This is a genomic window from Thalassotalea fusca (assembly GCF_053485835.1).
Map to the genome: position 1 here is coordinate 327435 of NZ_JBQRUN010000002.1, position 26431 is coordinate 353865.

The following is a 26431-nucleotide window of genomic DNA, read 5'->3' on the forward strand; positions in this document are numbered from 1 at the left end:
CATGTGAATGAGCGTTGTTAATTTACTAACTTGCTGCTTTAAAATTGCCATGAAAACCAAGGGGTAAATGATAAGGTAGCCAGGCTTTGGCGATTGGACCAGCGGAAAGGTTATTGGCGACAAAAACATTCAAACATGTGCGCTTTGTTGGAACATGTAGGGCCGTGCCAATCAAATAACCAGTGCCTTCTTTAAATTGTGGGCAGACAGGAATGTGCTCTTCAACCAAATAGTTTTCACCAAAATCATATCGATCAATTTTTCCCGTGTCGGTATTTAACGCGCAAACACTATCGCTCCATATCGCACTGTCTCTGCTCGAAAGAAAATAAACCATTTTATTACGCTTTCCTACCAAATGGCTGCATATACGGGGAAACTCGCTGTTAATCGCTAGGTTTGATTGCGTGGTTTTTCCTGAAGGATGAAGCGTAAAAAGTGTAGTTTGTGCGTTAGGATGAACCATACTTTTTTGGCCTCTCATAACATTGCCTAGTGTTTGAATTATATCGGCATTTGGGTACAAACTGGCATCAAAATAAATAGTGCCATCGGCCGTTTCCCAAGCGTTGCCGAAATGAAAAGCAAAGCCTGGTGTAAGCTCATATTCTCTCTTGACTGTTAAATCAGACTTATTCACAACAACAACACGCATTGCTTGAGTATCGTTGTAAGTTACTTGGTTAAAATAGCCTTGTTTAACCGTTGTGTCTGATGCCTTTCTGATTAATGAGGGCAATATTAGCAGCACATGATTTTGAGTAATTAGAAAGTCATGCAGCATGCCACCATAGTATCTGGCATTGATGATGCCAACGTTTTTGGCTCGCCCTGTTGCCGTTAAATGATAAACAATCACGTTGCCAGTGCGGTCTAAACCGAAATTCCATATTTCTCCATTCGATTCAACTTTAGGGTGGGCAGAAAACGGAAGCCCGTTAAGTGTGTTGCCGTATTGGCTACCTTCACCTAATGAAACGTGTTGTTTAAACGCTAAGTTTTCGGTATCTAATAGGCTGGGTGAACCAGCTTCCCACAATGCCCACAAATCATCTCCAACAGCAATTACATTGGTATTGGCGGTATTGATTGCATCAGCACTAGATACGGGAAGTGAATTTGCTAATTTAGTATCTGGACCAGAATACAAGAAGCGCTTAGCTGCTTGTTCATTATCAAATTTTGGTGTGTCGATGAATTTACCTCTGTGCTGCACTTTACCGTCAAATATCGCAAATTCTTGTATCATGCCATCACCTTCAAAAAGGTGTTGGTAGCGAATATCCTGTCTTTCGTGTTTCGCTGGTCCATTTCTATAAAACCAACCTTGCAAATCAACGGGTATTTTTCCTTCGATAGATAATGCTTTGAAATTAAAGTTGTTGTCTATGTCGGCAAAACCAATTAACGATGGATCGTAAGCCAATGCCTGATTGAAAAGCTCCTTTACATTTACAATGTTGGTATCAGGAGTCTTTGTTTGAAATGCATTTAACAACGAAGGTTTTAACAATATAGAACTGGCACCTAGCATTGTTAAGCTTTTGAGTATCTGACGGCGATGCATAAGAGATTCCTCAGTATTTAATAAATCAATCTGGTGCTGTTCTCAATTACTGCGACATCATTTGATACGGCAAACTTCATGTCACTGTACTTTGCAGGGCCGAAGTTAGGTTGCGCATTATTTGAAAAACCGTAGCCTTCTGTTGGCATGCCAACTAAGTTAGTTTCTAACTTACCGTTGTCGTTTTCGTCATGAAATACTTGAATAGCATATTCGCCTTGTTCTATTTCCTTAAACGAAACAATTACACTTCCTTGTTTTGCTGCAACGGCATTATATTGAGCAGGTTTGCCACTTTTGTGCCCTGATTCGCCTTTAAAAAGCGCAACTAATAACTTTCCGTTATTGTTTTTTACTCCGTCGATACTAAAGGATATTTCTGCTGCCGTTGCAATATTAATTGCTGAAAGGCTTAGTAGACTAATCATCGAAAACGGCTTTTTAAGATTGTGCATGTTAATTCTCACTCTTATTGTGGTTAATGTTTTGCTTCGGTTGTTTTTGACGATAAAATGCGGAGATTGATAAGAACAGCGGCAATTCGTTGATTGATACTATTTTTTCGTAAAGTGCGCACTTTTAATGGCCCGTGTCGTTCACGAATCGCGAATGTAACCTTTAAAATTAAGAGTTTAAGTTTAATGGAACTGAGTCGGCAGAAATTACAGCCCTTTTTTATTGTTGCTATAGTTGGTGTATTTATTGGTTTTCTACGACCATTTGGAATGGACACATTTCCACTTCACTTAACCATTGTTTATTGGGTGCTAGTATGTTCAATTGGTTATTTAATTTATCGCCCATGCATTGAATTTAGTGAGCGTTATCTGGCAGATTACATTAGTCAAAGATTTGTTCGAATGACTATCGCTGTTGTTGTAGGAAGCGCGCTTTTTAGTTTGATTGTGCCTTTAATTACCTGGGGAATCTTTAGCTATGAAACGGATTATCGAGCCCAGTATTTCAGTATTTTTGTTAAGTCGTTAGTGATAGGGTCTGTATTTACGCTTATTGGCTATGTGCAAGACTATATTGAAACTCAGCAAAATAAACTTGCGGAAAATGAACAGAATGCGAAAGAAATAGAACAACAACTTGTGCAGCAAGAGCAAGAGGTGGTGAACAAAGAACTAGCGCAATTTATGGCATTGTTGCCTATTGAAAAACGTGGTGAATTAATTTGTCTTGAAATGTCAGATCATTACCTAAAAGTGTATACCGACAAAGGACACCATATGCTGTTAATGCGTTTTAAGGACGCACTTGAAAAGCTAGAAAACGCTCATGGTATTCAAACTCATCGCTCATGGTGGGTGGCTTTGTCACACGTTAGAATGGTTACCCGAGAAGGCAGAAAACAACTGCTGGAAATGAGTAATAATTTGAAAGTACCCGTTTCAAGAACTTATGCTGAAGCGGTTAAAACAGCTAATTTAAAATAAACGAATTGAGGTTAATTGACTAAAGGCGCATTTAGATGCGCCTATAAATATAGAGGATACTTGCTGTTATTTTAATTTACGGCGTGAGGCCAAGCCTAGTGCGCTTAAAGCTAAAATGCTAAGCGTTGTAGGTTCTGGTACATCAATTGGGTTAGTATTTGAAAAGCTGCCTGCTTCAATAAATACCGTTGAATCGTAAGACGAGTCTCCTGCATCAGCAATACCAATACTGATTGTATGAGTGCCTGCAGATAAGCCTAAGATTTTTGCAGTAAATACATCAGTGAAACCATCATATTCAATGTCAAAGAATGGACCTCCATCTTGCAAAGAATTATTGTTAAAGTATTGACTGTTTGAAGCGTCAGTACCCAATGGGTTACCACCGTTTACCGTATTGATAGATACTGGTGTATCTGTTCCTGGAATCAGCGCTATGTTTACGCCATCAACAAAAAAGGCAAACACATCATTCAATGTACTATTTACAAACTCATTGTATTCTTCAGACGCAAAAACGTAATCAAAGAATAAATTGCCAGTAGTAGTTTCAAAGTCAAACGTAATAAAAGCTGCGTCGTGCGTATCGAAACCTGCAATAGCCGTTAAATCTGTGTCGCCCGCAGTACCAAAATCTGTTGTTGTACTATTTGACGTATTTGGTCCTACTGCGTCAGTTACATTACCTGTCGATAGCATTATGCCACTTTCAATGCCTATACCTGCACTAATACCACCAGTAAATGTACCGAATGCATTTGAAGCACCAGTACTGTTAAGGTTCGTGGAAGCAATACCACCTCCTAAAATTGTATCTACAAGGTCGTTAACATTGTTATTTTGAGTAACCACAAGGCCAGCGTTAGCAAAGGTGCTAGCTGATAAAATTAAACTTGCAGTCAAAGCTTTTATGGTATTATTTTTCATTCAATTTTCCCTTTGTTTAGATGTTTTCTAGAAATGTTTACTGCCTTTTTAACATTCACTGTGCGAACTGGCAATTATCAAGCCAATATAGAAATTATATTAATTATCAAATATATAGAAGGCTACCCTTAGGTTTTAGAAATAATGTTGTAAAGAATGTTGACACTAATTTGCTGAATTATGACTTTAAGTCGATTATGGCTTTTTAATGGATGTTTTTTCTGACAAACAATCTGCTTCATCATTAAGTGGTTTAATACCGTAATAACATAACCGTTCAACCCATTCCTTGCTTGCTGCAACGGATTTGATAAGTTCTTCAAACGCCGATGATTGTGTTAGCGGGAGCATTACTTGCACCGTAAACGATTTGAACGGTGAATTTGAGATATAAATATTACTGTTGATGTTAAACGCTTCATCGCCATGGCGCATTCGATAGTGTAAATGTGATTGCTGGATCATAGCGACATCAACACGATTGTGCATTATTCGGTTAAGGACAACACTCATTTGCGTAGCATCGTCACGTTGGGTAATTCCTAGTTGAAACATTTTTTCTAGCTCGGCCGGATATTTATGGCCTAGCATCGTGCCAAATACTTTATTTTTGAACGAGTGAAAACCATCAAAGTGCACGCGGTTATTCACATTTGAAATTATGAGATCTGCATCCTCGAATAAAGCAATCCAACGAAATCGTCGCTCGGCATTTTCACCCCAGCCCCATTGTGGGGTGACGAAAAGCACAATCCAATTGCTATCACAATGTAAACTGTTTTTGTCACAGCGCCCAGATATCCAAGGAGCCAGTTCATGATTTAGCCTTTGCCTTGGTCGAGGGCTTAATTCAAATACATATGAGGTATTGAGTTTGTGTTGATTTAACAACTGGACAAAATCTGCTGCGAGCCCGTTTTGCATATTGGAGTTGCGTAGTGGCTCTACTACAAACGGTGGTTGCATGTGATATAGATATGCTTTGATTTTTTGCGCGTATGAATAGGGAGCGCATATAAATAGCACCAGCCAGATAATGACACGTTTCGATTTAAGAGTTTGTTCCTGCACAGTATTTATTCACCTCATTGTTAGTTATAACTGTAACACTATTTTGTGTAAACAAATGAGGGGATTTGTTAAGCGTTAATGAGTTAAGTTAATCAAATTTAGTGAGGGGGATAAGAAAGCAATATAAACTGAAAAAAGGCGACTACAGGCGTTTTGGCCAATACCACTATGACTAAAATATCAAGCGATGTCGGTACTATTAGGTTCGTTGGTTGTATATTTGAATTAATCAACACGTTTTAGTAATTTTATTCAAAAATTTGTCTTCACGACAAAAATTTATCGTTGTACTCACAAACAGTTATCTAATATCGTCCATCCGACGTTAGGTTGTCAGTGAATGCTGGCAGCGTTTTATAATTACGAGGTTAAAGCCGTCGATGAAAAAGTGGTTATTAGCAATTTTGTTTGTTAGTTTTGGCGCTGTTGCCAGCGATGAACAAGCAAGTGTCGAAGAAGTACGTGAAACCTATCAATACTGTAAAGAATATGTTGAAGAGGAAAAAATCACGAGTGGCAAAGATGCCGCCTTGCTCACTTGCGTAAACGAAGAACTTTCAGAATCAGGGTATAAAACATTCGCTTCCCTAGCTGAATTACTTGCGTATATCAAAGAGTAAATTTGTACTGAGAGAAAGGTAAGCCCTTTCTCTCTTTAATTCAATCAACCATATTTCCTAATCAGTCCTACATTCATGTTTAATCCTAATAAATTAATTTGCCCTGTGGGCAGCTATGAACACGTCTTTGAAAAATTTGCCTCAGAACTCACTGATTATGGATTCTGTATTGATAACGAATGCTTAGGTGATTTACTGGCAGAGCAATTGTATATGCAAGTAAACCTTAGCAATAGTGAAAATTTTGACAGTGCAGGTGTTGGTCGACGAGACGATTACGACATCGTTAAAACCATTAGAAGTGATGAAATAGCATGGATTTATGGTGAAACAACCGCGGAAAAGCATTGGCTAGCTTGGATTGAAAATCTCAGAGTTTACTTGAATAAACGGTTATATTTGGGGCTATTTTCCTTTGAGAGTCATTTTGCTAAATACAAGGAAGGAGCGCATTACCGTCGACATTTAGACGCATTTCATGGCGAGGCTAACCGTGTTTTATCTGTCGTTGTCTATTTAAATAAAGACTGGCAACCTAAAGATGGTGGTGAAATGGTGCTGTATCGAAATGAAAAAGATACCATTGGGATTAAAATAGCGCCAACATTTGGCACGGTTGCTGTGTTCCTAAGTGAACAATTTCCCCATGAAGTCTTACCTACGCAGCGCGAACGACACTCAATCGCAGGCTGGTTTCGTGTTAACCACTAGCTTGTTTTCAATTTGTTAAGTAGTTCAAATAATTCTTGCGCTGATTGATGAATGTTTGCGGCACTTTGCTCAGATGCTTCTGAAAGTGCGGCAACTTCATTAGTAGCGTCCCCCATAACTAACATATTTTTGTTGAGTTCTTCTGATACTTTACTTTGTTGCTCGGCGGCAGTGGCTATTTGAATAATATGCTGGTTGATTTCCTCTATTTGAATCACAGTTTCTTGCATTTTTTCAAACGCTCCCGTTGCACTATGCGCTGTATTATTAGCTTTGACACTACCATTCTCAATGATATCGACCGTATGTGATACTTCATTTTGAAGTGCGGTGATAACTTGCGATATTTCGTCTACAGACTCTGCTGTTTTTGACGCTAAGGCGCGAACCTCATCTGCAACTACGCTAAATCCTCGCCCGTGGTCGCCAGCTCTTGCTGCTTCAATTGCGGCATTAAGTGCGAGCAGATTGGTTTGCTCTGCAATTGAGCCGATAACATCAAGTATTTTTTTAATGTCGTCACTTCGTACAGAAACTGCTTTTACCGCTTCTGACGCGGAGCCAATTTCGTTCGAAAGTTCAGAGGCTTGTGTTGATGCTATAGATACTTCGTTTTCTGTATTTTTGACGGAAAGTGTAGCTGCGCTGGCGTTATCGGCGGCAGATGAGGCCGTATTTGCAACTTCTTGTGCGGTTGCAGACATTTCAGTAATAGCAGTAACGATTGTATTCACTTCATTTCTTTGTGTCGAAATGTGCTCATGCGTTTCTTGCGCATGATGTTTACTTTCTTTACTCATTTCCATTACGCGAAGACCTGAATTCTTTGCGAGGTCTAACAGTTCTCTGACTTTTTCGCGAAATTGATTGAAACCGTTACTTAAGTTTATTAGCTCTGCATGTGAGTGCACTTCCAATTTTTGGGTTAAATCACCGCCTTGGCCTGCAAGCTCGAGCATGCGGGCGGCAACTGCTTGTACAGGGCGTATGATACTGTAAGTAAATGACTTAATAAGGATTAAAGCAATAATTATCAGAATGATTGCAACTAAGAGCGTATTAGATAATATGCTGTTTACTTCTGCAGAAATCATGCTGGAAACGTCATTTACTGGCTGCATTGCGCTATTTACATTGACGCCAACGATTAATTGCCAATCGACATTGGCTGTGGCTATTTTTATCGGCTGGACAACGTATAAAAAGTCATTAATTGTCGTTGTTTGGTCTTTTCCTGAAGTGGCAATTAACGCTTCACTCTTTTCAAAAATGCGCTTAAATGGCTTAGTTAAGCTATCTTCATGTTCAGTAGCTGCCGCCAAGAAGCCTTTATGGCTTACAATAAAAACCTTAGCTTGGCCATCGTAAAGAGAGGCTTTTAATTCTTTTGCCAGTTTTTGCAAAATAGGGAGGTTTAAATCTGCACCAACAACCCCTCTAAAAGTCCCTTTTGCGATAACGGGAACAACCAAACTGGTCATTAATTCACTGTAGCCAGGACGGATTTCATAATTGTATGGATTTGAAGCGCAGGGTTTAAGTGAATCCATCGAGCATAAGTACCATTCAGCTGCGCGGAAGCCATATTCATCAAGCGTGGTGTCATGTTTTTCGCTTGCATCATCAATTATTTCTTGCGAAATAGTGCCACTGTCTTCTTTTACGAAATAGATTTCGAAATTGCCACTTCCAGCAACTGAATGTGTATAACCTTCATTATATTCGCTGTCTTTGCCATCGAATAGATCACTTTCAAATTGCGCGTATATCGATGAAACATTACTTGAACCAAGTGTATTTCTAACAACGGACTCAATTTGTTCACGGCTTAGTGGTTGAGCGATTTTACCATCAATGTTACCGGTAATCTGATTGGCTAACGCATTGGGAACTGCAAAAGATTGCTCAAACAGATTAGATATTTTGTGTGCAATTGCGTTTGTTTTAGAGCGGACGGTTTCTTCAATTTGTTTTGATACTTCATTTCCAACTTGGTCGACGATGATTTCTTCAGTGTTATCTAGGGAATATGCCGTTACTGCCATGAAGCCTACTGACATTAATATGAACAAAGCTCCAACAACAGCAAGCAACTTGAAAGATAAACTTTTTTCTTTAAAAATCATTTCCTAACCCTTAATGTTTAATAGGTATGAAGGTGAAATTTTGTATTAAAAACCAAAGGTGTAGCTCACCGTGCCTAGCAGTTTCATATCGCGATCATAATCAAGGTCAGTTTTTTCTACTGATAGGGTGAACGCCAAATCCTGCCAGGTGAAAGCGGCTTCGACTTTTCCATGGATATAACTATCATCATTGGTATCCCAAACAAACTTATCGTCATTTAAACTTGCTGAGCGGTCAATTTGAAAAGTTAATGTGAGTTGTTCATTCATTTCTATACTGTGGGATAACGCGACAATATAGTGACCTGCATCTGTACCTGCGTAATCGTTGGTATACCAAGCTTTGATTTGAGTTGATTGATAGCCAATAGCGAAATAAATTTCAGTGTAATTAATATCACTGCTACCTGAGCCGCCCACATAGGTATAATGCGCTAGACCAACGTCATAGAATAGTGAGTTATTTATTTCTTGCGTAAAGCCTGCGTAGTAGTCGACTTCTGCATCGGTATCGTCGCCAAAGTCTACATTTGATGCCCAACTTCCAGCGTACCAGCCACGATCATTTGACCAATCAATACTACCTTGCAAAGCCGTACTTTCCTTTGTTTGAGACACGCCATTAAAGAGGTAGTCTGATGCAGCCGTGACAGTGACGGAAAGGTCTGCGCGACATTGGGTGGAAAACAAAGCAAATGAAACGAATAGAGTCGGTAACCATTTGAATGAATGATGCATATTATGCCCAAATATGGTTTTTGCTATTATCTCTAAATATAGCTAGTAATTTCAAAAAAGAGGGGATTTACGCAATTTATTCGTGACTGTAGTTAACGTAAAGTTTCGATTATCACAGTATTTTGGGGTAGGGGTATCTGATTATAGATAAAGGGTCGCTCGATTAAGCGTACTCACTACCTATATTTGTACTAAAACTTAGTTGATGTTTTTTGCGATGATTGCGTTTGCTCTTTGCACAAAGCTATTAGCTTTTAAGAGGTTTTTTACATGTGAAAGGTGATAGTTACTTAGCAGACTGCGAATATGGAAAAACTCCAAGTGTCGACAATTGTGTTGATCGAGAATGGTTTTGTATCTTTGGGCTGACCTAAAGCCAAAGGTAAACCCAAGCTAAAACCCTCATGTTATAAAGGCTAATTCATTTAGACCAAGTAATAACTTTGTTACCCTTTCAAATATTCTCCCTTAAAATATCACTTTCGTTGCTTTATGCGGTCTTTATTGCTAGTTTAATTAAATACATATTTGTACACTTTAAATGTACCTTTACGTAAATTGGTAAACTTAATGTCATCTAAGCTACAATGGATAAATTCAGAATTATCTCAATATGATCTCTTGCTCAGTTCATATTTGAGCCGGCATGAGATAATGCGTTCTCATGTACAAAACTACCTTAAAAGCGGGTGGTTGGAATCCTTTACTCAAGGCGTTTACAAAAAACCAAAACAAGTACTTAGTTGGAGTTCGGCATTATCTGCGGTTCAGTTTCAGTTAGATTTGCCAGTGCATTTAGCTGGCGCATCGAGTTTGGCTCAACAAGGCATATCCCATTACCTGTCATTCAATAACGAAAATATACAAGTTAACGCTACTTCAAGCCTTCGTTTACCCAAATGGCTAACTGATAGTAACTGGAGCTTATCTTTTAAAACCTCAAAAGTACTAGACGGTTTAGAAGATAATGATTTAACTGAAATGGTAGTAAACAACCAAACAATAAAAGCCAGCACTATAGAATTAGCCGTACTGGAAGTATTGGAAAATGTTAACGATGAAAGCAGCTTTACATTTGCCGCTGAATTATTTCAAGGATTAACATCACTTCGGCCTCGCCGCCTACAGTCATTGTTAGAGCGGTCAAAAGCGATAAAAGTAAAACGACTATTTTTGTTCTTAGCTCATTATTACCATCATCCATGGTTAAAACGATTAAATGAAACCAAAATCGATTTAGGTAGCGGGAAAAGGCAAATAGTTAAAGGGGGTACGCTTGATAAGAAATATTTAATCACTGTGCCATCACAATTTCAGCTAAGAGCACAAATCGATGGATAGAAATAGCCAATATTACAAACAAGTACAATTGTTAGTATCCGTATTACCTTATGTTGCAAAAGAGAGATGTTTTGCACTAAAAGGCGGTACGGCTATCAATCTTTTCATTCAGGACTTTCCTCGATTGTCAGTTGATATCGATTTAGCTTATATGGCGTTAGATAAACGTGATGAAGCTATTAAAAACGCACGAGAAGCACTAGGTCGTATAGCGAACAACATTAATAGCTCAAACTTGGCAAAAGCTGAATTACAACTCAATCGTCCCGATGAAATGCGCATTATCGTAACTGGCCAACAAGCACAAATAAAGGTTGAAGTTTCGCCAGTTATGCGCGGTACATTAAAATTAGCAGCCGATATGGATCTGATAGAAGCAGTTGAAGATGAATTTGGTTACGCCAATATCTCGGTTGTTTCTCTACCAGATTTATATGGCGGAAAAATTTGCGCAGCACTTGATAGACAGCACCCTAGAGATCTATTCGATGTAAAATTATTGCTAGAACAAAAAGGCCTATCACAAGGCATAGACAGAGATATATTTGAAGGGTTTATCACATATCTACTCAGTCACCCACGCCCAATTGCTGAGGTAATGGCACCAAGAATAAAAGATATACAGCAAACCTTTATCAATGAATTTAATGGCATGACGACACAAGCGGTGTCGTTGGAAGAATTACAAGTCATACCGGAGCAATTAATCACTACACTGAAAAACCAGTTTACTCGCAAAGACTATGATTTTCTGTTGTCGTTTAAAACAGGAGAGCCTGATTGGGAGCTTTCACCGGATCCAAATATTGCCAAACTTCCGGCTGTGAAATGGAAGCTTATAAACATTAATAAAATTCCGGTTGCTAAGAAGGTGCAGGCAATCGACAAGTTAACACTGGTTTTGGATAATTGGCTTTAATTTTATGGATGAGCGTAAGTTAATTGAACAACAGATTACTGATATTGATGAGCAGTTATCTCAGTTAAAACAACAACAGGAGCAATTGCTAAGAGAAAGGCAGTCGCTTCTGCAACGCGATCAGGAACTATGTAGTGGCATAGTTAATTTGGCCACCTGATTAGAGGTGTTAATATACACCTTATGAACTTACAGGTAAATATCTGAAATCTTTAGGGATGGCTGATGATATTGCTGTTTCAGCTGACAAAATGGAACTATACACAGTAGATCAAATTAATAGGAAGCTTAATGTTATCGATATCAAAGAAAGTAGCCCAACTTTCCATCAAGTTATCGCGTCAGTGAGTTCTTTGCCTTTTCAACCGACAAATTTAGTGTTGGTTGAACAATTTGCACTGGTAGCATCAAACGGCGGAAGAGCCTTGTCTATTATTGATTTAGACAAAAGACAAGTTGTTAAAGAAATTGATACAGGCATGTATAACCTGAATATTTCAAGCTTTAGCGAAGGCAACCTAGTTTACTTATCTGCATTTTATGCAGGCAAAGTGAACGTGTTCGAGGTTGATGGTGAACCACAAAGTTCAAGCTTTGGCAATATCATTAATACTGTGTACGAGGGAAGCAATGGAGCTTTTCATGTGAAGCGTTATGGCGAGTTTTTATTTGTATCAACGTTTACTGGAACTGAGGTCATTTCACTTAACAGTGGGGAGTTAGTTAAAGTTGTTTGTAATGACGTAACCAACATTGAATTGTCGCCCAACAATCAGTACCTCTACTGTCTTTCAAAAGATGAAGCCAATAACACTTTGGTAAATATCTACCTTGTAGGGAGTTTTGATTTAATTAATCAGCAAATGATAGGTAACGATAAACTTAGTTTTGTACACTTAAACCTAGATAGCGATCGCTTGTTAGTATCGGGAGCAGCAAATAATGCTTATCTATTTGAAGTAAATGATGATGAAAGCTTATCTCCAATTTCTTCACTAATCTTTGCGGATGACTTTAATCCAAAAACGGCTGAGAATAATTCAACGAGTAAAATTACTATCACGGGTGACAACTTTCCTAATACCGTAACTGCACGTATTGAAAGTGAAGATTCGTCTTGCATCAATGTTTATTATTCTTCTACCAGTGTCGAGTTTGATTGTGACTTTAGCTCTGTTGGCGAAAAACGACTGGAATTGAGAGCACACCCTGAAGATGAATCCTTTATCGAAAATAGTGGTGATTGGTACATTGATGTGCAACCGGTACCAGTTTCGCCCGTTGTATACGATTTTACGCCAAAAACCTTTAAAAAGAGTGAATTTGCTTTGATCACTGTTACAGGAAGTGACTTACTGGCCACTAGTGAGGCAAGAATAGATGGAGAGAATGAGGCTTGTAAACTAGTGTCATATGCTTCAAATAAAGTAGAGTTTGATTGTATCTCTAAATTAGCTGGGCAAAAACGATTTTATCTAAAAAGTCACTCTGATGATGAGCTTTATATTAATGGCAGTTCTAACTGGTTTGTAATGGTTGAAGACACAATGCTTAATGAAGATACATTAACTAATGAAAATTCTATAGAAGAAACTAAGGGAGGTGGAGTAGCTTTATTTAGTATATTGATGCTTTTTCTTGTATTTAATTGCCGCGCTATAATTAGCTTCCCACTCTAATCTTAAATGCAGTCAGGCTTCGTTTGAAGTCATGCTATCGATTACAACAAACTGGTAGGAGAACGTTGAACTTCTCCTGTCTCCGTATACTTCATCCAGAGCGAATCTTTTTTAGTGTTACTAATATTGAATTAGACTATAAAATTCCAGGCTGGCCCAATCATCAATGATGGAAACTTTAAAGATTAGACTAGTTTTAGCATTCAAGGCCAACAAAAAATCTTAACAAGGAGCAAACAAGCGTTGTCTGTTGCCCGAAAAATCTACAAGCGGTGCGCATAAGCTGATTTTAGGTTAACTTTCCTGTATAATCCGCGCACTTTGAATTTTGATGTAATTTTAACCAAGGTAGCCAATGACTGTAGAGCAATTTGATCCTAAGCAAACCACCACAATGGAAACACCAAAGAAAGTCTTAGCTGAGCAAGCTATTAACCAGACAGGTGACACAGCAAAGGGATCAAAGATTGGTTTCGTATCCTTGGGCTGTCCGAAGAACTTAGTCGACTCGGAGCGTATTCTTACCCAATTGCGTACTGAAGGGTACGATGTAGTGCCTAGCTATAACGATGCTGACATGGTTATTGTGAATACTTGTGGATTTATCGATTCTGCAGTACAAGAGTCTTTAGACACGATTGGCGAAGCCTTAGCCGAGAATGGAAAGGTACTGGTCACTGGCTGTTTGGGTGCCAAGGAAGATGAAATTACCGAAATTCATCCTAACGTATTAGGCGTAACGGGCCCTCATGCATACGAAGAAGTATTGAGTCAAGTACATCAGCATGTGGAGAAGCCTAAGCATAATCCATTTATCGACTTAGTGCCTGATCACGGTGTTAAGCTCACGCCGAAACACTTCGCTTACTTGAAAATATCAGAGGGTTGCGACCATCGTTGTACGTTCTGCATTATCCCATCAATGCGTGGTGATTTAGATTCTCGTCCGGTCGGGGATGTATTGGGCGAGGCGAAGCGATTAGCTAACGCTGGCGTTAAAGAGTTATTGGTTATTTCTCAAGATACCTCAGCTTATGGGGTAGATGTTAAACACAAAACTGACTTTTGGGATGGCATGCCAGTAAAAACGCACATGATGGCGTTATGTGAGCAGCTTGCTAAGTTAGGTGTTTGGGTGCGTTTACACTACGTTTATCCATACCCACACGTTGACAATGTTATTCCTTTAATGGCAGAAGGTAAGATCTTACCGTATTTAGATATTCCGTTTCAGCATGCCAATAAGCGAATTCTTAAGTTAATGAAACGCCCTGGTAGCTCAGAGCGTGTTCTTGAAAGAATCAAAAAATGGCGAGAGATTTGCCCTGAACTAGTGATTCGTTCTACTTTTATCGTTGGTTTTCCGGGTGAAACTGAAGAAGAATTTCAGGAATTATTAGAATTCCTTAAAGAAGCTCAGCTAGACCGCGTAGGATGCTTTAAATACTCTCCTGTTGAAGGGGCAAAAGCCAACGAATTACCTGATCATGTACCAGAAGACGTAATGGAAGACAGGTTACAGCGATTCATGGCAGTACAAGCTGAAATTAGTGCACAAAAATTGCAGCAGCGAATTGGCCAAGAATACCTCGTGCTAATCGATGAAGTGAATGGCGAAGGCGCAGTAGCGCGCTCGTACATGGACGCACCAGAGGTTGACGGTAAAGTGTACTTAACCGATGAATTTGACGTTGAACCTGGCGATCAAATTTGGGTACAAATTATTCATGCCGACGAACACGATGTTTGGGGTGTTCGCGTTGAGGACGAAGCTGAATAGCAATTCCCACCATAATAGTCTTTGAAAAACCGCCGGATGGCGGTTTTTTTGTTTATATATAACCTACGAATGAACAGAATGGCTGCAAGGTAAACATTAAAGGTATAAACAAATATCAAAATCTCATAAAAAAGTTTCATGGATCGCAAGTGAAGTCTTTTTTCTGCACTAAAATAAAAGATTAATAAAACTTTTATCTTTGAATGTTATTGATAGTAAAACGTTCATTTTCTCGTGTTAAAGCTTTACCACCAATGAGTAAAAATGTGTCAAATCGCACAGTGAAGGGACTTTACCATGCTTAAAAAAAAGTATTTTAAAACTGTAAATGAAGTTGAAGTGACTTTTGAGTTTAGCCGTGGCGATGTTGATTCAGTTCAACTAGTCGCTGAGTTTAATGATTGGAAACCATTGTCGATGAAGTATGTTAAATCATCGAACGCGTTTAAAACCAAAGTGCGTTTACCCAAAGGTGAAGCGTTTCAATTCAAGTATTTGTTAAACGAAGCTGAATGGGAAAATGATTATAAAGCAGATCATTATGTACCTAATGTCTATGGTACAGAAAACAGCGTCGTGATTAATTAAACGTTACGAACCGTTTTATAAATTGCTAGAGGGTTCATTGAATCCTGTGGTTGTTGCGTGTCTAAAATAAAGTGTTGCTAAGTTACTGTGCTTGGTTACATGGATTGAACCTGCGAAAAAGTTCGCTATTTGAAAGGAGTTGCTATGCCGCTCTATGTAAATCGATACATTAGTAATTTAACCAGAGATACTTATGCACTAATTTTGGCAGGAGGCCGAGGCTCTCGGCTACATGAGCTCACAGATTGGCGGGCGAAGCCAGCGACATATTTTGGTGGTAAATTCAGGATTATCGATTTCCCGCTGTCTAATTGCATAAATTCAGGAATTCGTAGAGTGGGCGTTGCAACGCAGTATAAGTCTCACTCACTTATACGGCACATTAATAGGGCGTGGGGGCACTTTAAAAAAGAGTTGGGTGAGTCTATTGAAATCTTACCGGCTTCACAGCGCTACGGAGACGATTGGTACAAAGGTACCGCGAATGCGGTATATCAAAACATTGATATCATACGTTATGAACTACCAAAATATGTGATGATCTTATCGGGTGACCACGTTTATCGCATGGACTATGGCCCATTGCTGGCAAAACATGTGGAAAAGGGGGCTGATATGACGGTTTGTTGTATTGAAGCACCTTCCGAAGAAGCTGCTGGAGCGTTTGGTGTAATGACAGTCGATGAAGAAAATCGCGTGTGTCGTTTCGATGAAAAGCCTGCATTCCCTTCTCAAATACCAGGAAAACCCGGATATAGCTTAGCCTCCATGGGTAATTATGTTTTTAATACCGAGTTCTTGTTTAAAGTACTTGAAAGAGATCACAACTCGCTACATTCTGGCGGCGATTTTGGTCACGATATTATTCCCGCTATAATTGATTCCGCAAAAGTTTATGCCTATCCCTTTACTGACCCAAATTCAGACAATCAACCCTACTGGCGTGACGTAGGAACGTTAGACTCATTTTGGGAAGCCAATATGGAGTTGGTTAATTGCAATCCGCAACTCAACATGTACGATGAAAATTGGCCGATTTGGACGTATCAAGAACAAACTGCACCCGCTAAATTTGTTCATGATCAAGACGGCCGACGTGGTGTTGCAATCGATTCAACAGTTGCTGGAGGTGCGATTGTTTCTGGTTCTATTGTTAGGCGCTCGTTATTGTTTTCAAAGGTACGCGTTAATTCTTACTGTGAAATCAATGAATCTGTAATCATGCCGTCTGCAATTATTGGTCGTGGTGCCAAAATAAACCGAGCGATTATCGACCGAAGTTGCGAAATTCCGGAAGGGCTAACCATTGGCTTAGATCATACGGTTGACCGCGCTAATGGTTTCAGGGTGACTGACAAAGGCGTTGTGTTAGTCACGCGTGATATGGTAATTGCGTACATGCAAAAACATTACAATCGGAAAGCAATTTAGGTACGGCCATGCGAAATGTATTAATGGTAGCGGCTGAAAACGGTGCGATAAATAATGTAAAAGTCGGTGGCATTGGTGACGTAATCCGCGACATTCCCAAATATTTGGTCAAGCAGGATGTCTGCGTAGACGTTATATTGCCGAGTTATGGCTTTATTGTTCAAGAAAACCAAACTGAGTTCAGTTGCGAAATTGAAGTGCCGTTTTGCGGGCTTTTCGAAAAAGTTCGACTTTATAAATTACAAAAGATAAGTAGTGAAGGTTGTAATCAATGGGTACTGGACCATCCTGCATTTACTACTGCTTCAAGGAGCGGAATATACAGTGATGCAGAATTTGAAGAAGGGCCTTTTGCCTTTGATGCACATAAATTTGCATTGTTTGGCAGTGCAGTATGTACGCTGCTTCGTGATATTTGGCGAGACAGAATTGGAACAATACATCTACATGACTGGCATGCTGCTTTTATTGCAGTAATTCGTGAATTTGACCCTGGATTCAGCATGTTGAAACACTACCCATGCGCTTATACTATTCACAATCTTGCTATTCAAGGTATTAGACCTTTTAACGGTGCCACTTCATCATTTAATGCGTGGTTTCCTAATTTGCCATATGACAAGTCGCTCCTTGCCGATCCGATGTATCCAGAATGCTTTAATCCTGTCCGTTCAGCTATCAATCTGGTAGACAAGGTACATGTGGTATCGCCCACTTATGCTCTGGAGATTACCCAAGCCTCTGATCATCAACGTGGATTTTATGGCGGCGAAAATCTCCATCTTGACTTACAAAACGCGCTAGCACAACGACGGCTCATTGGCATATTAAATGGCTGCGATTATGATGCCGTTGAAGTGCTAAACGAAGTTAGTTGGGAAACGTTTTACCAATCAGCGTTAAACACCGTTCAATTATGGATGAGCCAAGATAGGCACATAGCGTCTTGCCACTACCTAGCTCAGCAAAGATTAATTCAGTGGCAGAATTCGCCAATGGCAGAATTTGTAGTTACCAGTGTAGGGCGGCTAACAGGGCAAAAATTTGATCTGCTATTAAAAAGCACGACTAACGGTGAAGTAATTATCCAAATTCTAGAATCTTTGGCGGCGTGTAGTGGTCGCTTAATAGTGATCGGCTCAGGCGATGGCTTGATAGAGGATAAACTGTGCCAGTTAATGGGTCAGTACGAAAATCTACTTTTTCTCAACGGCTATAGTGACAAGTTACCCGACATATTATATCAACTGGGGAATTTGTTTTTGATGCCAAGTTCATTTGAACCTTGTGGTATTAGCCAGATGCTAGCAATGCGCAATGGCCAACCTTGTTTAGTACATGGCATTGGCGGACTGGCTGATACCGTTAAACACTTGGAAAATGGCTTTGTTTTTCACGGAAAAGATGAACATGAACAAGTTGAAGACTTATTGAAGCAATTTGAATTAACTATTGAGCTTTTTTGCCAAGAGAAAAGTACATGGTATGACATTTCGAACTGCGCCAGACAAAGTCGATTTTCATGGGAAGACAGTGTTCAAAAATATATAACAGAATTATACAGATTTGATTAATGCAATTGGTATAAGAAAATAGTCTTATTAACCAATTCGCCAATAACGTTAATTCACTCGAAAATATAAGTTAAAAAAAGCGCGAATAATTCGCGCTTTCTTAAGAGTATGACAGGCGTTAATAAGAATTAAAGCCCGCTAATAATTCATAGTAGTTTTTTAGAAACCACATTGCTTACCTTGGTTTTTGTTTTTCAACCATTTATGTAGTGGCTCAAAATAATCCAAAATAGCTGTAGCATCCATTTGCTCGTTGCCTGTTAGCACTTTATAGGCTTGTTGCCATGGTTGGCTGCTGCCCATTTCAAGCATAGTGTTTAACGCATTACCAGCTTCTTTGCTGTTGTAGATTGAACAACGGTGAATTGGGTCAGTGTTGCCTGAGATTTCACACAAGGCACGATGGAACTCAAATTGTTGGATATGTGCCAAGAAGTAGCGAGAATATGGCACACCACCTGGAACATGGTATTTAGCGCCTGGATCAAATGCATTTGCATTACGATCAACTGGTGCAGTTACACCTTGATATTTCTCACGTAATTCCCACCAAACTTTGTTGTAATCTTCAGGTGCAACTTCGCCAGAGTATACTTTCCAGCGCCACTGATCTACTAGAAGCCCAAATGGGATAAACGCGACTTTGTCTAATGCCATTTTCATTAATAAGCCAATATCTTTAGACTCATCAGGAATAGTGTCGATTAGACCAATTGCTTTCAAATATTTAGGCGTAATTGAAAGGGCAATAGTGTCACCAATTGCTTCATGGAAGCCATCGTTAGCACTTGCTTGGTAATATACCGGTTGGTTCTTGTACGCGCGTTGGTAAAAGTTGTGACCAAGCTCGTGGTGAATTACATTGAACTCTTCACCTGTTTTTTGAATACACATCTTAATGCGAATATCATCTTTAGAATCTAAATCCCATGCAGATGCGTGACATATTACGTCACGGTCAGCTGGCTTAGTAAATAATGAACGTTTCCAAAATGTCTCTGGGAGAGGGTCAAAACCAAGAGAAGTGAAAAATGCTTCTGCACCTTCAACCATTTTAATTTCGTCATAATTATGCTTAGCAAGCTGCTCAGTTACATCATAACCTGGATCGGCGTTTTCTGGTGCCACGAGGTCGTAGATGTTACCCCATGTTTGCGCCCACATATTGCCCAATAAGTGCGCTGGAATTGGTTGATCTTGTGGTACTTTATCTTCACCGTACTGTTCACCAAGTTCAGAACGTACGTAACAGTGTAGATCTTCGTATAGTGGCTTAACTTGACCCCATAATCGATCAAGTTCTTTAGCAAAATCGTCAGCCGGCATATCGTAATTTGAACGCCACATAGCACCTAAGTCTGAGTAACCTAATCCTTTGGCACCTTCATTACCTAATTCAGCTTGGCGTACGAATAAAGGCTTCATTTGCGGGCTGACTTCGCGCCAACCTTGCCATAACTCAAGTAACTCGTCATAGTTGCGTGAACTCGCCATTTTTGCTGTCATGTCACCCAAGCTTAGTGTTTCGCCAGCTTGAGTTTCATAGGTTCCCTTGCCGTACATACTGCCTAATTCAGCACCTATCTTAGCGAGTTCAGCTGATTTCTTAGGATCTTGAGGTGCGGGCATTACCAAGCTTTGCTTTAGAATGTTTAGTTTTCTACGTTGATCCGCTGTAACTTCTACATCGTCAAACTTTGCTGCTTCCATCGCAAACTTTACGCCTGCTTCAGTAGAGCGCTGACTCGCTTCTGCAGCGAGTGAAGCTGTATCGTCAGTAATAAAGTTAGAATATATCCACTCTGCTCGCGCACCTTCAAGGTTGAGCTTAACAAGTTGTTGTTCAACATCATCTAAAAATTTTTGTGCATCGTTGCTTGTAAGAGGTGCTGGTTGCGCTTTAGTGGCAGCGGCAGATTTGTTTTCAACTGTTTCGTTATTACAGGCAGCAAGTCCCGCGATAACGCACAGGGCAATACCTGTTTTCTTAAAAATTGTTTTCATGGTTAATGTCGTAATAATTATTATCATTAAAATTGAACAACTAGTATATGTAATTACATCTTGTTCACAATCATTTTTAGTAAAAAAAGCAGGGGATAATTTTAGGGGAGCACAAATATAAAGCCCGGTAATAACTTTACCGGGCTTAAACTTCATGAAACTTAGAGTCTCTTTAAATGTGACAGAATTCCATAGATGAACACCATTTAAAGAGTTGAATGAATTATATACGAATTAGTAACGAATGTGTGCAAAAATTAATCTATTTTTGGTAAGGCACTGGATTACATTGTAAATTAGTTTTTTTGCTTGTGGTTCTTAACGTGGAATTGAGATTTTTGGTGAGGTTTTAGCAAAAAAAAGACCTGCCAAAAGACAGGTCAATATGGAAGTTTAAATAAAACGTTTCCAATTCAAGGGAGAATATAACAATGTCACTCACACAGCGTTGCTGGTCAGTGTGTTCACTTTACCCAAGAGACGAGTTTTTTACTGTTCCCATTCGGTAATCATTTGTAATTTTGAATAAACATTTTTAAAGGATAAAAAAAAACCTGCCGTGGGGCAGGTCAGGAAGGAAATTCAATATGAAGCCTATTCAATTTAAGGGAGAGTATAACAAAGTCACTTACACAGCATTGCTGGTCAGTGAGTGTACTTTAACTAAGCGGAAGGTTTCTTACTGTTTGAATTCAGTTATAGTTTGTAACCGACCATAATTTATTTGGGAGTTGCGTTATTTAAAACGCTTGTTTAAACTTAGGCCAATTCGCGAAATCATTGAAAATATCATGAGTACTAAACGTAAAATATTAGATGCGGCTGAAGCACTATTTGCTGATAAAGGATTTACAGGCACGTCACTGCGGGAGATTACAAGCTTAGCAGAAGTAAACTTGGCTGCGGTTAATTACCATTTTGGCTCTAAAAAGGAGCTTATCAAAGCGGTAATGTCTCGTTATTTAGATGAGTTAGCACCTAAATTAGAGTCGGCATTGAAAGTCTTGTGTGATCAAGACGCACAACCAAGTTTAGATGATGTGTTTACTACCTTTACCGCACCATTGCTGTCTTTAAACGTATTTCGCGAAAACGGTACGAGCAACTTTCTGCAATTAATTGGTCGGGGATACACAGACAGCCAAGGTTTTTTACGTTGGTTTATTACCACGCAATATCCAGGGGTAATTAACTATTTTGTTCAAGCTGTGCAAAAAGCTTACCCTGAACTAACAGCCGAAGACATCTTTTGGCGACTACATTTTGTTATGGGGACGGTCGTTTTCACCATGTCGTCGAGTGATGCCTTGATGGATATTGCCGCTAATGATTTCAATAATGCGTTAAAAATCGAAGGGGTTATCGAAAAGCTCATTCCGTTTATAGCAGCAGGTGTCGCTGCACCGCTCAAATAAATAAACCGTTATAAGTTTGTTTAAATCACATGAGCACTTTGTATTTTCTTGATATTTGGGTACAGTAGCGCCAATATCAAACGTTAAAGAGTGTTTATGGGACCAGTTATGATTGACGTGCTCGGCACGTCTCTTACTAAAGAAGATGAAGAGTTAATTCAACACCCGTTAGTTGGTGGCCTGATTCTTTTTACACGCAACTATGAATCTCCAGAGCAAGTTGCTGAACTCTCACGACAAATTCGTTGCGCCAAAAAGCAAGACATTTTAATCGCTGTTGACCATGAAGGTGGACGCGTGCAACGCTTTCGAGAGCACTTTTCTCGCATTCCTGCTATGGGAAGCCTTCTTTCACTCACAGACTCCATTGAAGAAGCTAAGCGACTTGCACAAATATGTGGCCAACTCATGGCACTCGAAGTTCAGGCTGTTGGAGTAGATATTAGCTTTGCACCTGTACTAGATCTGAATTTGGTTAGCGATGTCATTGGCGACCGAGGATTTTCAAGTGAACCTAACGACGTTGCCTTATTAGCATCGGCATTTATTAAAGGCATGCATTTGCAAGGCATGAGCGCAACAGGTAAACACTTCCCAGGCCATGGGAGCGTCGTTGCAGATTCTCACGTTGCCAAACCAGTCGACGAAAGATCTTTCGACGAAATTGCTAATCTCGATATGCAACCATTTAAGGCGCTAATTGGTAATAACCTATTAGATGCAATAATGCCTGCACATGTTATTTATCCTAGCGTTGATGAACAGTCAGTCGGTTTTTCCCATTACTGGCTACAAAAAATTCTACGTGAAAGTTTATCATTCGATGGGGTTATTTTTAGTGATGATTTATCTATGGAAGGTGCTGCATCAATTGGCGGTTATGTTGAAAGGTGTGAGGCGGCTCAGGAAGCTGGGTGCGATATGTTGCTGGTTTGCAATAATCGCGAGGCGAGCGAACTCGTATTGGATAAGGCCAACATTTATGTTGACGCAAAAAGTGCACATAGACTGAATCGAATGTTGTCAAAAGAAATGGTTAATTGGCAAGAAATGAAAGCCTCTGCAAAATGGCAAAATCTAAATAGTCAGTTAAATACATACATTACATAGCGCATGGTTTGCTCACTTTGCCTTTTTGGAGGAAAGATGAACGAAAGTAGGACGCGAGGGCAATGCTCAAATTTGTTACTGCATTCTTAGAACTGCGACCACAACGTGCGCAAGTGAAATGAAATTTTCAGCTCATACAACAAGACTCTCTAAACAAAGAAAATAATAATATGATACGTCTAACAAAATCACATTTTTTATGGCTCGCGCCACTCATTGCATTGATAAGCTATTGGGGATTAACTACAACTGGCTTAGCACAACAACCAGCTATTGCAGCAGCAATAACTATCCTTACCGTTATTTGGTGGGTAACAGAAGCCATCCCAATCCCGGCAACATCATTGGTACCATTTGCCTTATTGCCATTATTTGGCGTTCTCGATCACAAAACTGCCGCGTCTGCACTCGGTAGCCATGTGATCTTATTGCTAATGGGCGCGTTTATGTTGTCAAAAGCAATTGAAAAGAGCGGAACACATGAAAGGCTCGCCGTTTACATGGTGAGATTGGTCGGCGTGAAAAGTGCCCGCAGATTGGTATTGGGGTTCATGATGGCGTCAGCAATATTGAGTATGTGGATTTCAAATACAGCAACCACGCTAATTATGCTACCCATAGCACTCGCAATATTAGCGCATGTTGACAACAAGCGGCTGTCGGTAGCGTTAATTTTAGGTATTGCTTATGCCGCAAGTGTTGGGGGGATTGGCACGCCAATAGGCACGCCGCCTAATGTTATTTTTATGGGGATTTATGAAGAACACACCGGCAAAGAATTTAGTTTCTTGAGCTGGATGAAAATCGGTGTTCCTATCGTGTTAGTTGTTGTACCACTAATCGCTTTGTGGCTGACAAGAAACATTCACTTAACGCAAAAAATTCAATTACCTGCATTGGGCAAATGGCGTAAGGAAGAAAAACGGACATTAATTATTTTTGGATTAACGGCGATAGCGTGGATAACACGTAAAGAACCATTCGGTGGTTGGAGCGAGTTGTTTGGCGTGCCAAATGCGGGTGACAGTACGGTAGCACTTGCGTCTGTAGTACTCATGTTTATCGTACCAAACGGTAAAGGATCACGAATTCTTGACTGGGATAGTGCAAAACAAATTCCATGGGGAATGCTATTACTATTTGCCGGTGGTATTGCGATTGCAAAGGGTTTTGTTGCGTCGGGACTGAGTGACATATTAGGTGATTGGTTAACTTCGTTGTCTAACTTACCGGGGATTCTGATGATATTAACCATTTGTTTAGTGGTGACCTATTTAACAGAGATTACCAGTAACACTGCCACTGCAACACTATTAATGCCAATTCTTGCCGTAGCTGCCATTTCTTCTGGGCACCCACCTGAATTATTCATGATCCCAGCAGCCATATGCGCAAGTTGTGCCTTTATGCTTCCTGTTGCAACAGCGCCCAACGCTATAGCGTACGGTACTGGAAAAATTGAAATTAAGGACATGGTAAAAGAAGGGGCGATATTATCTTTTACGGTGGCTGTGATAATTGCGCTAATTTGTTACGCGTTGCTTGCACACTAATAACAGCAAGTGATTGCACCTAAAAAAAGCGACCACATAGTAATTTGGTCGCTTTTTTTATGGAACAATCGTTTCTTTATTCTGTCGCTAACGACAATGATTGATGCTGTTCTTTACGCCATTTAGGTAACCAATAGCTGTTGAGTATCAGCAGCATTGCACCACTTATTAATCCGATGCCAGCGAAAAAACCCCACAACATCATCGGGCTATTGAGATCTTTAGCAAAATAACTATAGCTCCAACCTGAAAGCAGGCCAGCAAATAAATTACCAAGCGCCATGGATACGAAGAAATAGCCCATATACATCGCGGTGTGCTCTTTAGGCGCCAATGCGGCTACATACTCGTGGCTTTTTGGCGATGCAACCATTTCACCAACGGCAAATAAGAAAATTGAGCTACAAATGATAGCACCGCCAATGGCAGCTCCATGTGCTAGGCCACCAACTAAGAATGAACCTGCGATGATGCAAGTGCCGACAACGATGACTGGAATAGGGCTGCGACCTTTACAAATATGACTGATGAACAATTGAAATAAAATAATCGCTGCGAAGTCGATATTGATAATAAATTCAGGGTTAATTTGTCTATATTGTGTTATCCATTGCTGCGCTAATTCAGCTGACGTTGTACTTTGATTAGCCAATAATGTAAAACCAATTAAGATATCATTTTGAGGCACCATTACCTTTAAACTAACAAGTTCAGTATAAAGTGTTTGAAGGCCTTGCTCACTTAACCACAGTTGCGAAGTGAGTTGAGTATTCAAGAATTCAACTAAAAACTCTTTGTTAACTGCGGCTAAAAAATCTACGGTGCTAGGAAAATATTGCTGCAGCCAAATAACAGCATCTTGTGTATTAACAAAGTCTCTAATGTATAACGGGGTCGTTATAAACACCTGCAAGTACATTGTCCAAAATCCGGTTAAAATTAACAAATAACTTAAAAATGCTTTGTTACCTACTTTGATTGGACTCGTGTACCATTTGCTAGCATTGTCATGAGTAAAAATTCGATCCCACACTAAATTTAAGATTACCCAGCCAATAATAAATGACAGGATATTAGTGAGTGTCAGGCCAACTTTAGCCGATAACATTAGCAGTATGATGATAGGAATTACGAGAAGCGCTAGTCTGCCATTCCCTAGTACTAATTGAGCTTCATGCAAGACTGTAGACAATGATTTGTTTTTTGAATCTTCTATCGCTACAGGTTCTTTAAAGAAAAAAATTCCGGGAATAAAGTTTACTGCAATCCATAATGCAGACATGACAAACACCATGTCCCACCCAATAATTCTTACGTAACCTGCTATTAGTGGTCCTAAGAAACCACCTATGTTAACCATCGTATAAAAAATACCGAATCCCAGGCCACGGTTAGAGTCATCTGTTACTCTTCCAACTGTTCCAACGACTAGGGGTTTAAATAGGGCAGCGCCGAGCGCGACTAACATGAAAACAAGACAAAATGACCAGAAAGACTCTACTTGACCTAGCATAAAATACGAGGGGGTCATAATGACGAATGAAAGAATAAACATGCGCCTATAACCATAACGGTCTGCTAGAGCACCTGTAATAACCGGAAGTAAATAAAGCATGAACGGAATAATGCCTTGTAAAAAACCTCGCTCAATATCAGAGAATCCTAGCCCTCCTTGGGTCTTTGGGCTTGTCATATACAAGGAAGAAACGGTAAAAAAGCCATACCAAGCTAATCGTTCAAAAATTTCCATGGTATTAGCAATGTAGAAAGCGCTGGGGAATTTAGATCGTTGCATATTCATTTATTTTTATTTTGAGTATATTGTATGCAATTTA

Annotated in this window: 22 protein-coding genes; 14 read left to right on the forward strand and 8 right to left on the reverse strand. The window is 39.6% G+C overall.

The window, feature by feature from the left end; translation table 11 throughout:
• Positions 1 to 25 precede the first annotated feature (25 nt).
• Both ACSLUK_RS03720 and ACSLUK_RS03725 read right to left on the reverse strand, forming a co-directional pair.
• Positions 26 to 1567 carry a carotenoid oxygenase family protein gene (locus ACSLUK_RS03720; RefSeq protein WP_448547169.1) on the reverse strand — a complete coding sequence of 514 codons (1542 nt, stop codon included), beginning with the start codon at positions 1565 to 1567 and terminating at the stop codon, positions 26 to 28.
• Positions 1568 to 1584: 17 nt separating this feature from the next.
• The gene (locus tag ACSLUK_RS03725) at positions 1585 to 2022 is read right to left on the reverse strand and encodes a DUF2141 domain-containing protein (protein ID WP_448547170.1); all 438 of its coding nucleotides are present in this window, start codon (positions 2020 to 2022) and stop codon (positions 1585 to 1587) included.
• Between the two features lie 186 nt (positions 2023 to 2208).
• Between ACSLUK_RS03725 and ACSLUK_RS03730 the strand changes: the two genes are divergently transcribed.
• Positions 2209 to 3009 carry a LytTR family DNA-binding domain-containing protein gene (locus tag ACSLUK_RS03730; RefSeq protein ID WP_448547171.1) on the forward strand — a complete coding sequence of 267 codons (801 nt, stop codon included), beginning with the start codon at positions 2209 to 2211 and terminating at the stop codon, positions 3007 to 3009.
• A gap of 66 nt (positions 3010 to 3075) precedes the next feature.
• Here the strand turns inward: ACSLUK_RS03730 and ACSLUK_RS03735 are convergent, their stop codons facing one another.
• Both ACSLUK_RS03735 and ACSLUK_RS03740 read right to left on the reverse strand, forming a co-directional pair.
• Complete coding sequence (locus tag ACSLUK_RS03735; RefSeq protein ID WP_448547172.1) at positions 3076 to 3936, reverse strand: choice-of-anchor L domain-containing protein; 861 nt, start codon at positions 3934 to 3936, stop codon at positions 3076 to 3078.
• A 195-nt stretch (positions 3937 to 4131) separates the two neighbouring features.
• The gene (locus ACSLUK_RS03740; RefSeq protein WP_448547173.1) at positions 4132 to 5007 is read right to left on the reverse strand and encodes a hypothetical protein; all 876 of its coding nucleotides are present in this window, start codon (positions 5005 to 5007) and stop codon (positions 4132 to 4134) included.
• Positions 5008 to 5387: 380 nt separating this feature from the next.
• Here ACSLUK_RS03740 and ACSLUK_RS03745 point away from each other — a divergent pair, with 380 nt between their 5' ends.
• Together ACSLUK_RS03745 and ACSLUK_RS03750 are read left to right on the forward strand one after the other, a co-directional pair.
• Positions 5388 to 5627, forward strand: coding sequence for a hypothetical protein (locus ACSLUK_RS03745; RefSeq protein WP_448547174.1), 240 nt, complete (start codon positions 5388 to 5390; stop codon positions 5625 to 5627).
• A gap of 75 nt (positions 5628 to 5702) precedes the next feature.
• Positions 5703 to 6338: a 2OG-Fe(II) oxygenase gene (locus tag ACSLUK_RS03750; RefSeq protein WP_448547175.1), complete on the forward strand. Its 636-nt coding sequence runs from the start codon at positions 5703 to 5705 to the stop codon at positions 6336 to 6338.
• Here the strand turns inward: ACSLUK_RS03750 and ACSLUK_RS03755 are convergent.
• Entirely contained in the window at positions 6335 to 8464 is a 2130-nt protein-coding gene (locus tag ACSLUK_RS03755) for a methyl-accepting chemotaxis protein (RefSeq protein WP_448547176.1), read from the reverse strand. The genes ACSLUK_RS03750 and ACSLUK_RS03755 overlap by 4 nt on opposite strands.
• A 45-nt stretch (positions 8465 to 8509) precedes the next feature.
• Positions 8510 to 9202 (reverse strand): TorF family putative porin, encoded by a 693-nt coding sequence (locus tag ACSLUK_RS03760; protein WP_448547177.1) that lies wholly within the window; start codon positions 9200 to 9202, stop codon positions 8510 to 8512.
• Positions 9203 to 9772: 570 nt separating this feature from the next.
• Here ACSLUK_RS03760 and ACSLUK_RS03765 point away from each other — a divergent pair.
• The 8 genes from ACSLUK_RS03765 to ACSLUK_RS03800 all read left to right on the forward strand — a co-directional run bounded on the left by ACSLUK_RS03765 (position 9773) and on the right by ACSLUK_RS03800 (position 18514).
• Entirely contained in the window at positions 9773 to 10543 is a 771-nt protein-coding gene (locus ACSLUK_RS03765; RefSeq protein WP_448547178.1) for a type IV toxin-antitoxin system AbiEi family antitoxin domain-containing protein, read from the forward strand.
• Positions 10536 to 11462, forward strand: a complete 927-nt coding sequence (locus ACSLUK_RS03770) for a nucleotidyl transferase AbiEii/AbiGii toxin family protein (RefSeq protein WP_448547179.1) — start codon at positions 10536 to 10538, stop codon at positions 11460 to 11462. The genes ACSLUK_RS03765 and ACSLUK_RS03770 overlap by 8 nt, the downstream gene beginning before the upstream one ends.
• 4 nt (positions 11463 to 11466) lie before the next feature.
• On the forward strand, positions 11467 to 11622 hold the full coding sequence (locus tag ACSLUK_RS03775; protein ID WP_448547180.1) for a hypothetical protein: 156 nt from the start codon (positions 11467 to 11469) through the stop codon (positions 11620 to 11622).
• Between the two features lie 58 nt (positions 11623 to 11680).
• On the forward strand, positions 11681 to 13141 hold the full coding sequence (locus tag ACSLUK_RS03780) for a YncE family protein (RefSeq protein WP_448547181.1): 1461 nt from the start codon (positions 11681 to 11683) through the stop codon (positions 13139 to 13141).
• 355 nt (positions 13142 to 13496) lie between these two features.
• Positions 13497 to 14921, forward strand: coding sequence for a 30S ribosomal protein S12 methylthiotransferase RimO (gene rimO, locus ACSLUK_RS03785; protein ID WP_448547182.1), 1425 nt, complete (start codon positions 13497 to 13499; stop codon positions 14919 to 14921).
• A 297-nt stretch (positions 14922 to 15218) separates the two neighbouring features.
• Positions 15219 to 15509, forward strand: a complete 291-nt coding sequence (locus tag ACSLUK_RS03790; RefSeq protein WP_448547183.1) for an isoamylase early set domain-containing protein — start codon at positions 15219 to 15221, stop codon at positions 15507 to 15509.
• Positions 15510 to 15653: 144 nt separating this feature from the next.
• Positions 15654 to 16940 carry a glucose-1-phosphate adenylyltransferase gene (gene glgC, locus ACSLUK_RS03795; RefSeq protein WP_448547184.1) on the forward strand — a complete coding sequence of 429 codons (1287 nt, stop codon included), beginning with the start codon at positions 15654 to 15656 and terminating at the stop codon, positions 16938 to 16940.
• An 8-nt stretch (positions 16941 to 16948) separates the two neighbouring features.
• Positions 16949 to 18514: a glycogen synthase gene (locus ACSLUK_RS03800; RefSeq protein ID WP_448547185.1), complete on the forward strand. Its 1566-nt coding sequence runs from the start codon at positions 16949 to 16951 to the stop codon at positions 18512 to 18514.
• A gap of 159 nt (positions 18515 to 18673) precedes the next feature.
• Here the strand turns inward: ACSLUK_RS03800 and ACSLUK_RS03805 are convergent, their stop codons facing one another.
• On the reverse strand, positions 18674 to 20518 hold the full coding sequence (locus tag ACSLUK_RS03805) for a M2 family metallopeptidase (RefSeq protein WP_448547186.1): 1845 nt from the start codon (positions 20516 to 20518) through the stop codon (positions 18674 to 18676).
• A 791-nt stretch (positions 20519 to 21309) separates the two neighbouring features.
• On the opposite strand from ACSLUK_RS03805, the gene psrA reads away from it, so the two are divergent.
• From psrA to ACSLUK_RS03820, 3 genes are all read left to right on the forward strand, one after another.
• Positions 21310 to 21933 carry a TetR family transcriptional repressor PsrA gene (gene psrA / locus ACSLUK_RS03810; RefSeq protein WP_448547187.1) on the forward strand — a complete coding sequence of 208 codons (624 nt, stop codon included), beginning with the start codon at positions 21310 to 21312 and terminating at the stop codon, positions 21931 to 21933.
• Between the two features lie 96 nt (positions 21934 to 22029).
• The gene (nagZ, locus tag ACSLUK_RS03815) at positions 22030 to 23043 is read left to right on the forward strand and encodes a beta-N-acetylhexosaminidase (protein WP_448547188.1); all 1014 of its coding nucleotides are present in this window, start codon (positions 22030 to 22032) and stop codon (positions 23041 to 23043) included.
• Positions 23044 to 23213: 170 nt separating this feature from the next.
• On the forward strand, positions 23214 to 24596 hold the full coding sequence (locus ACSLUK_RS03820; RefSeq protein ID WP_448547189.1) for an SLC13 family permease: 1383 nt from the start codon (positions 23214 to 23216) through the stop codon (positions 24594 to 24596).
• Between the two features lie 76 nt (positions 24597 to 24672).
• On the opposite strand, the gene ACSLUK_RS03825 is transcribed toward ACSLUK_RS03820, so the two are convergent.
• Positions 24673 to 26397 (reverse strand): MFS transporter, encoded by a 1725-nt coding sequence (locus tag ACSLUK_RS03825; RefSeq protein ID WP_448547190.1) that lies wholly within the window; start codon positions 26395 to 26397, stop codon positions 24673 to 24675.
• Between the last annotated feature and the right edge of the window lie 34 nt (positions 26398 to 26431).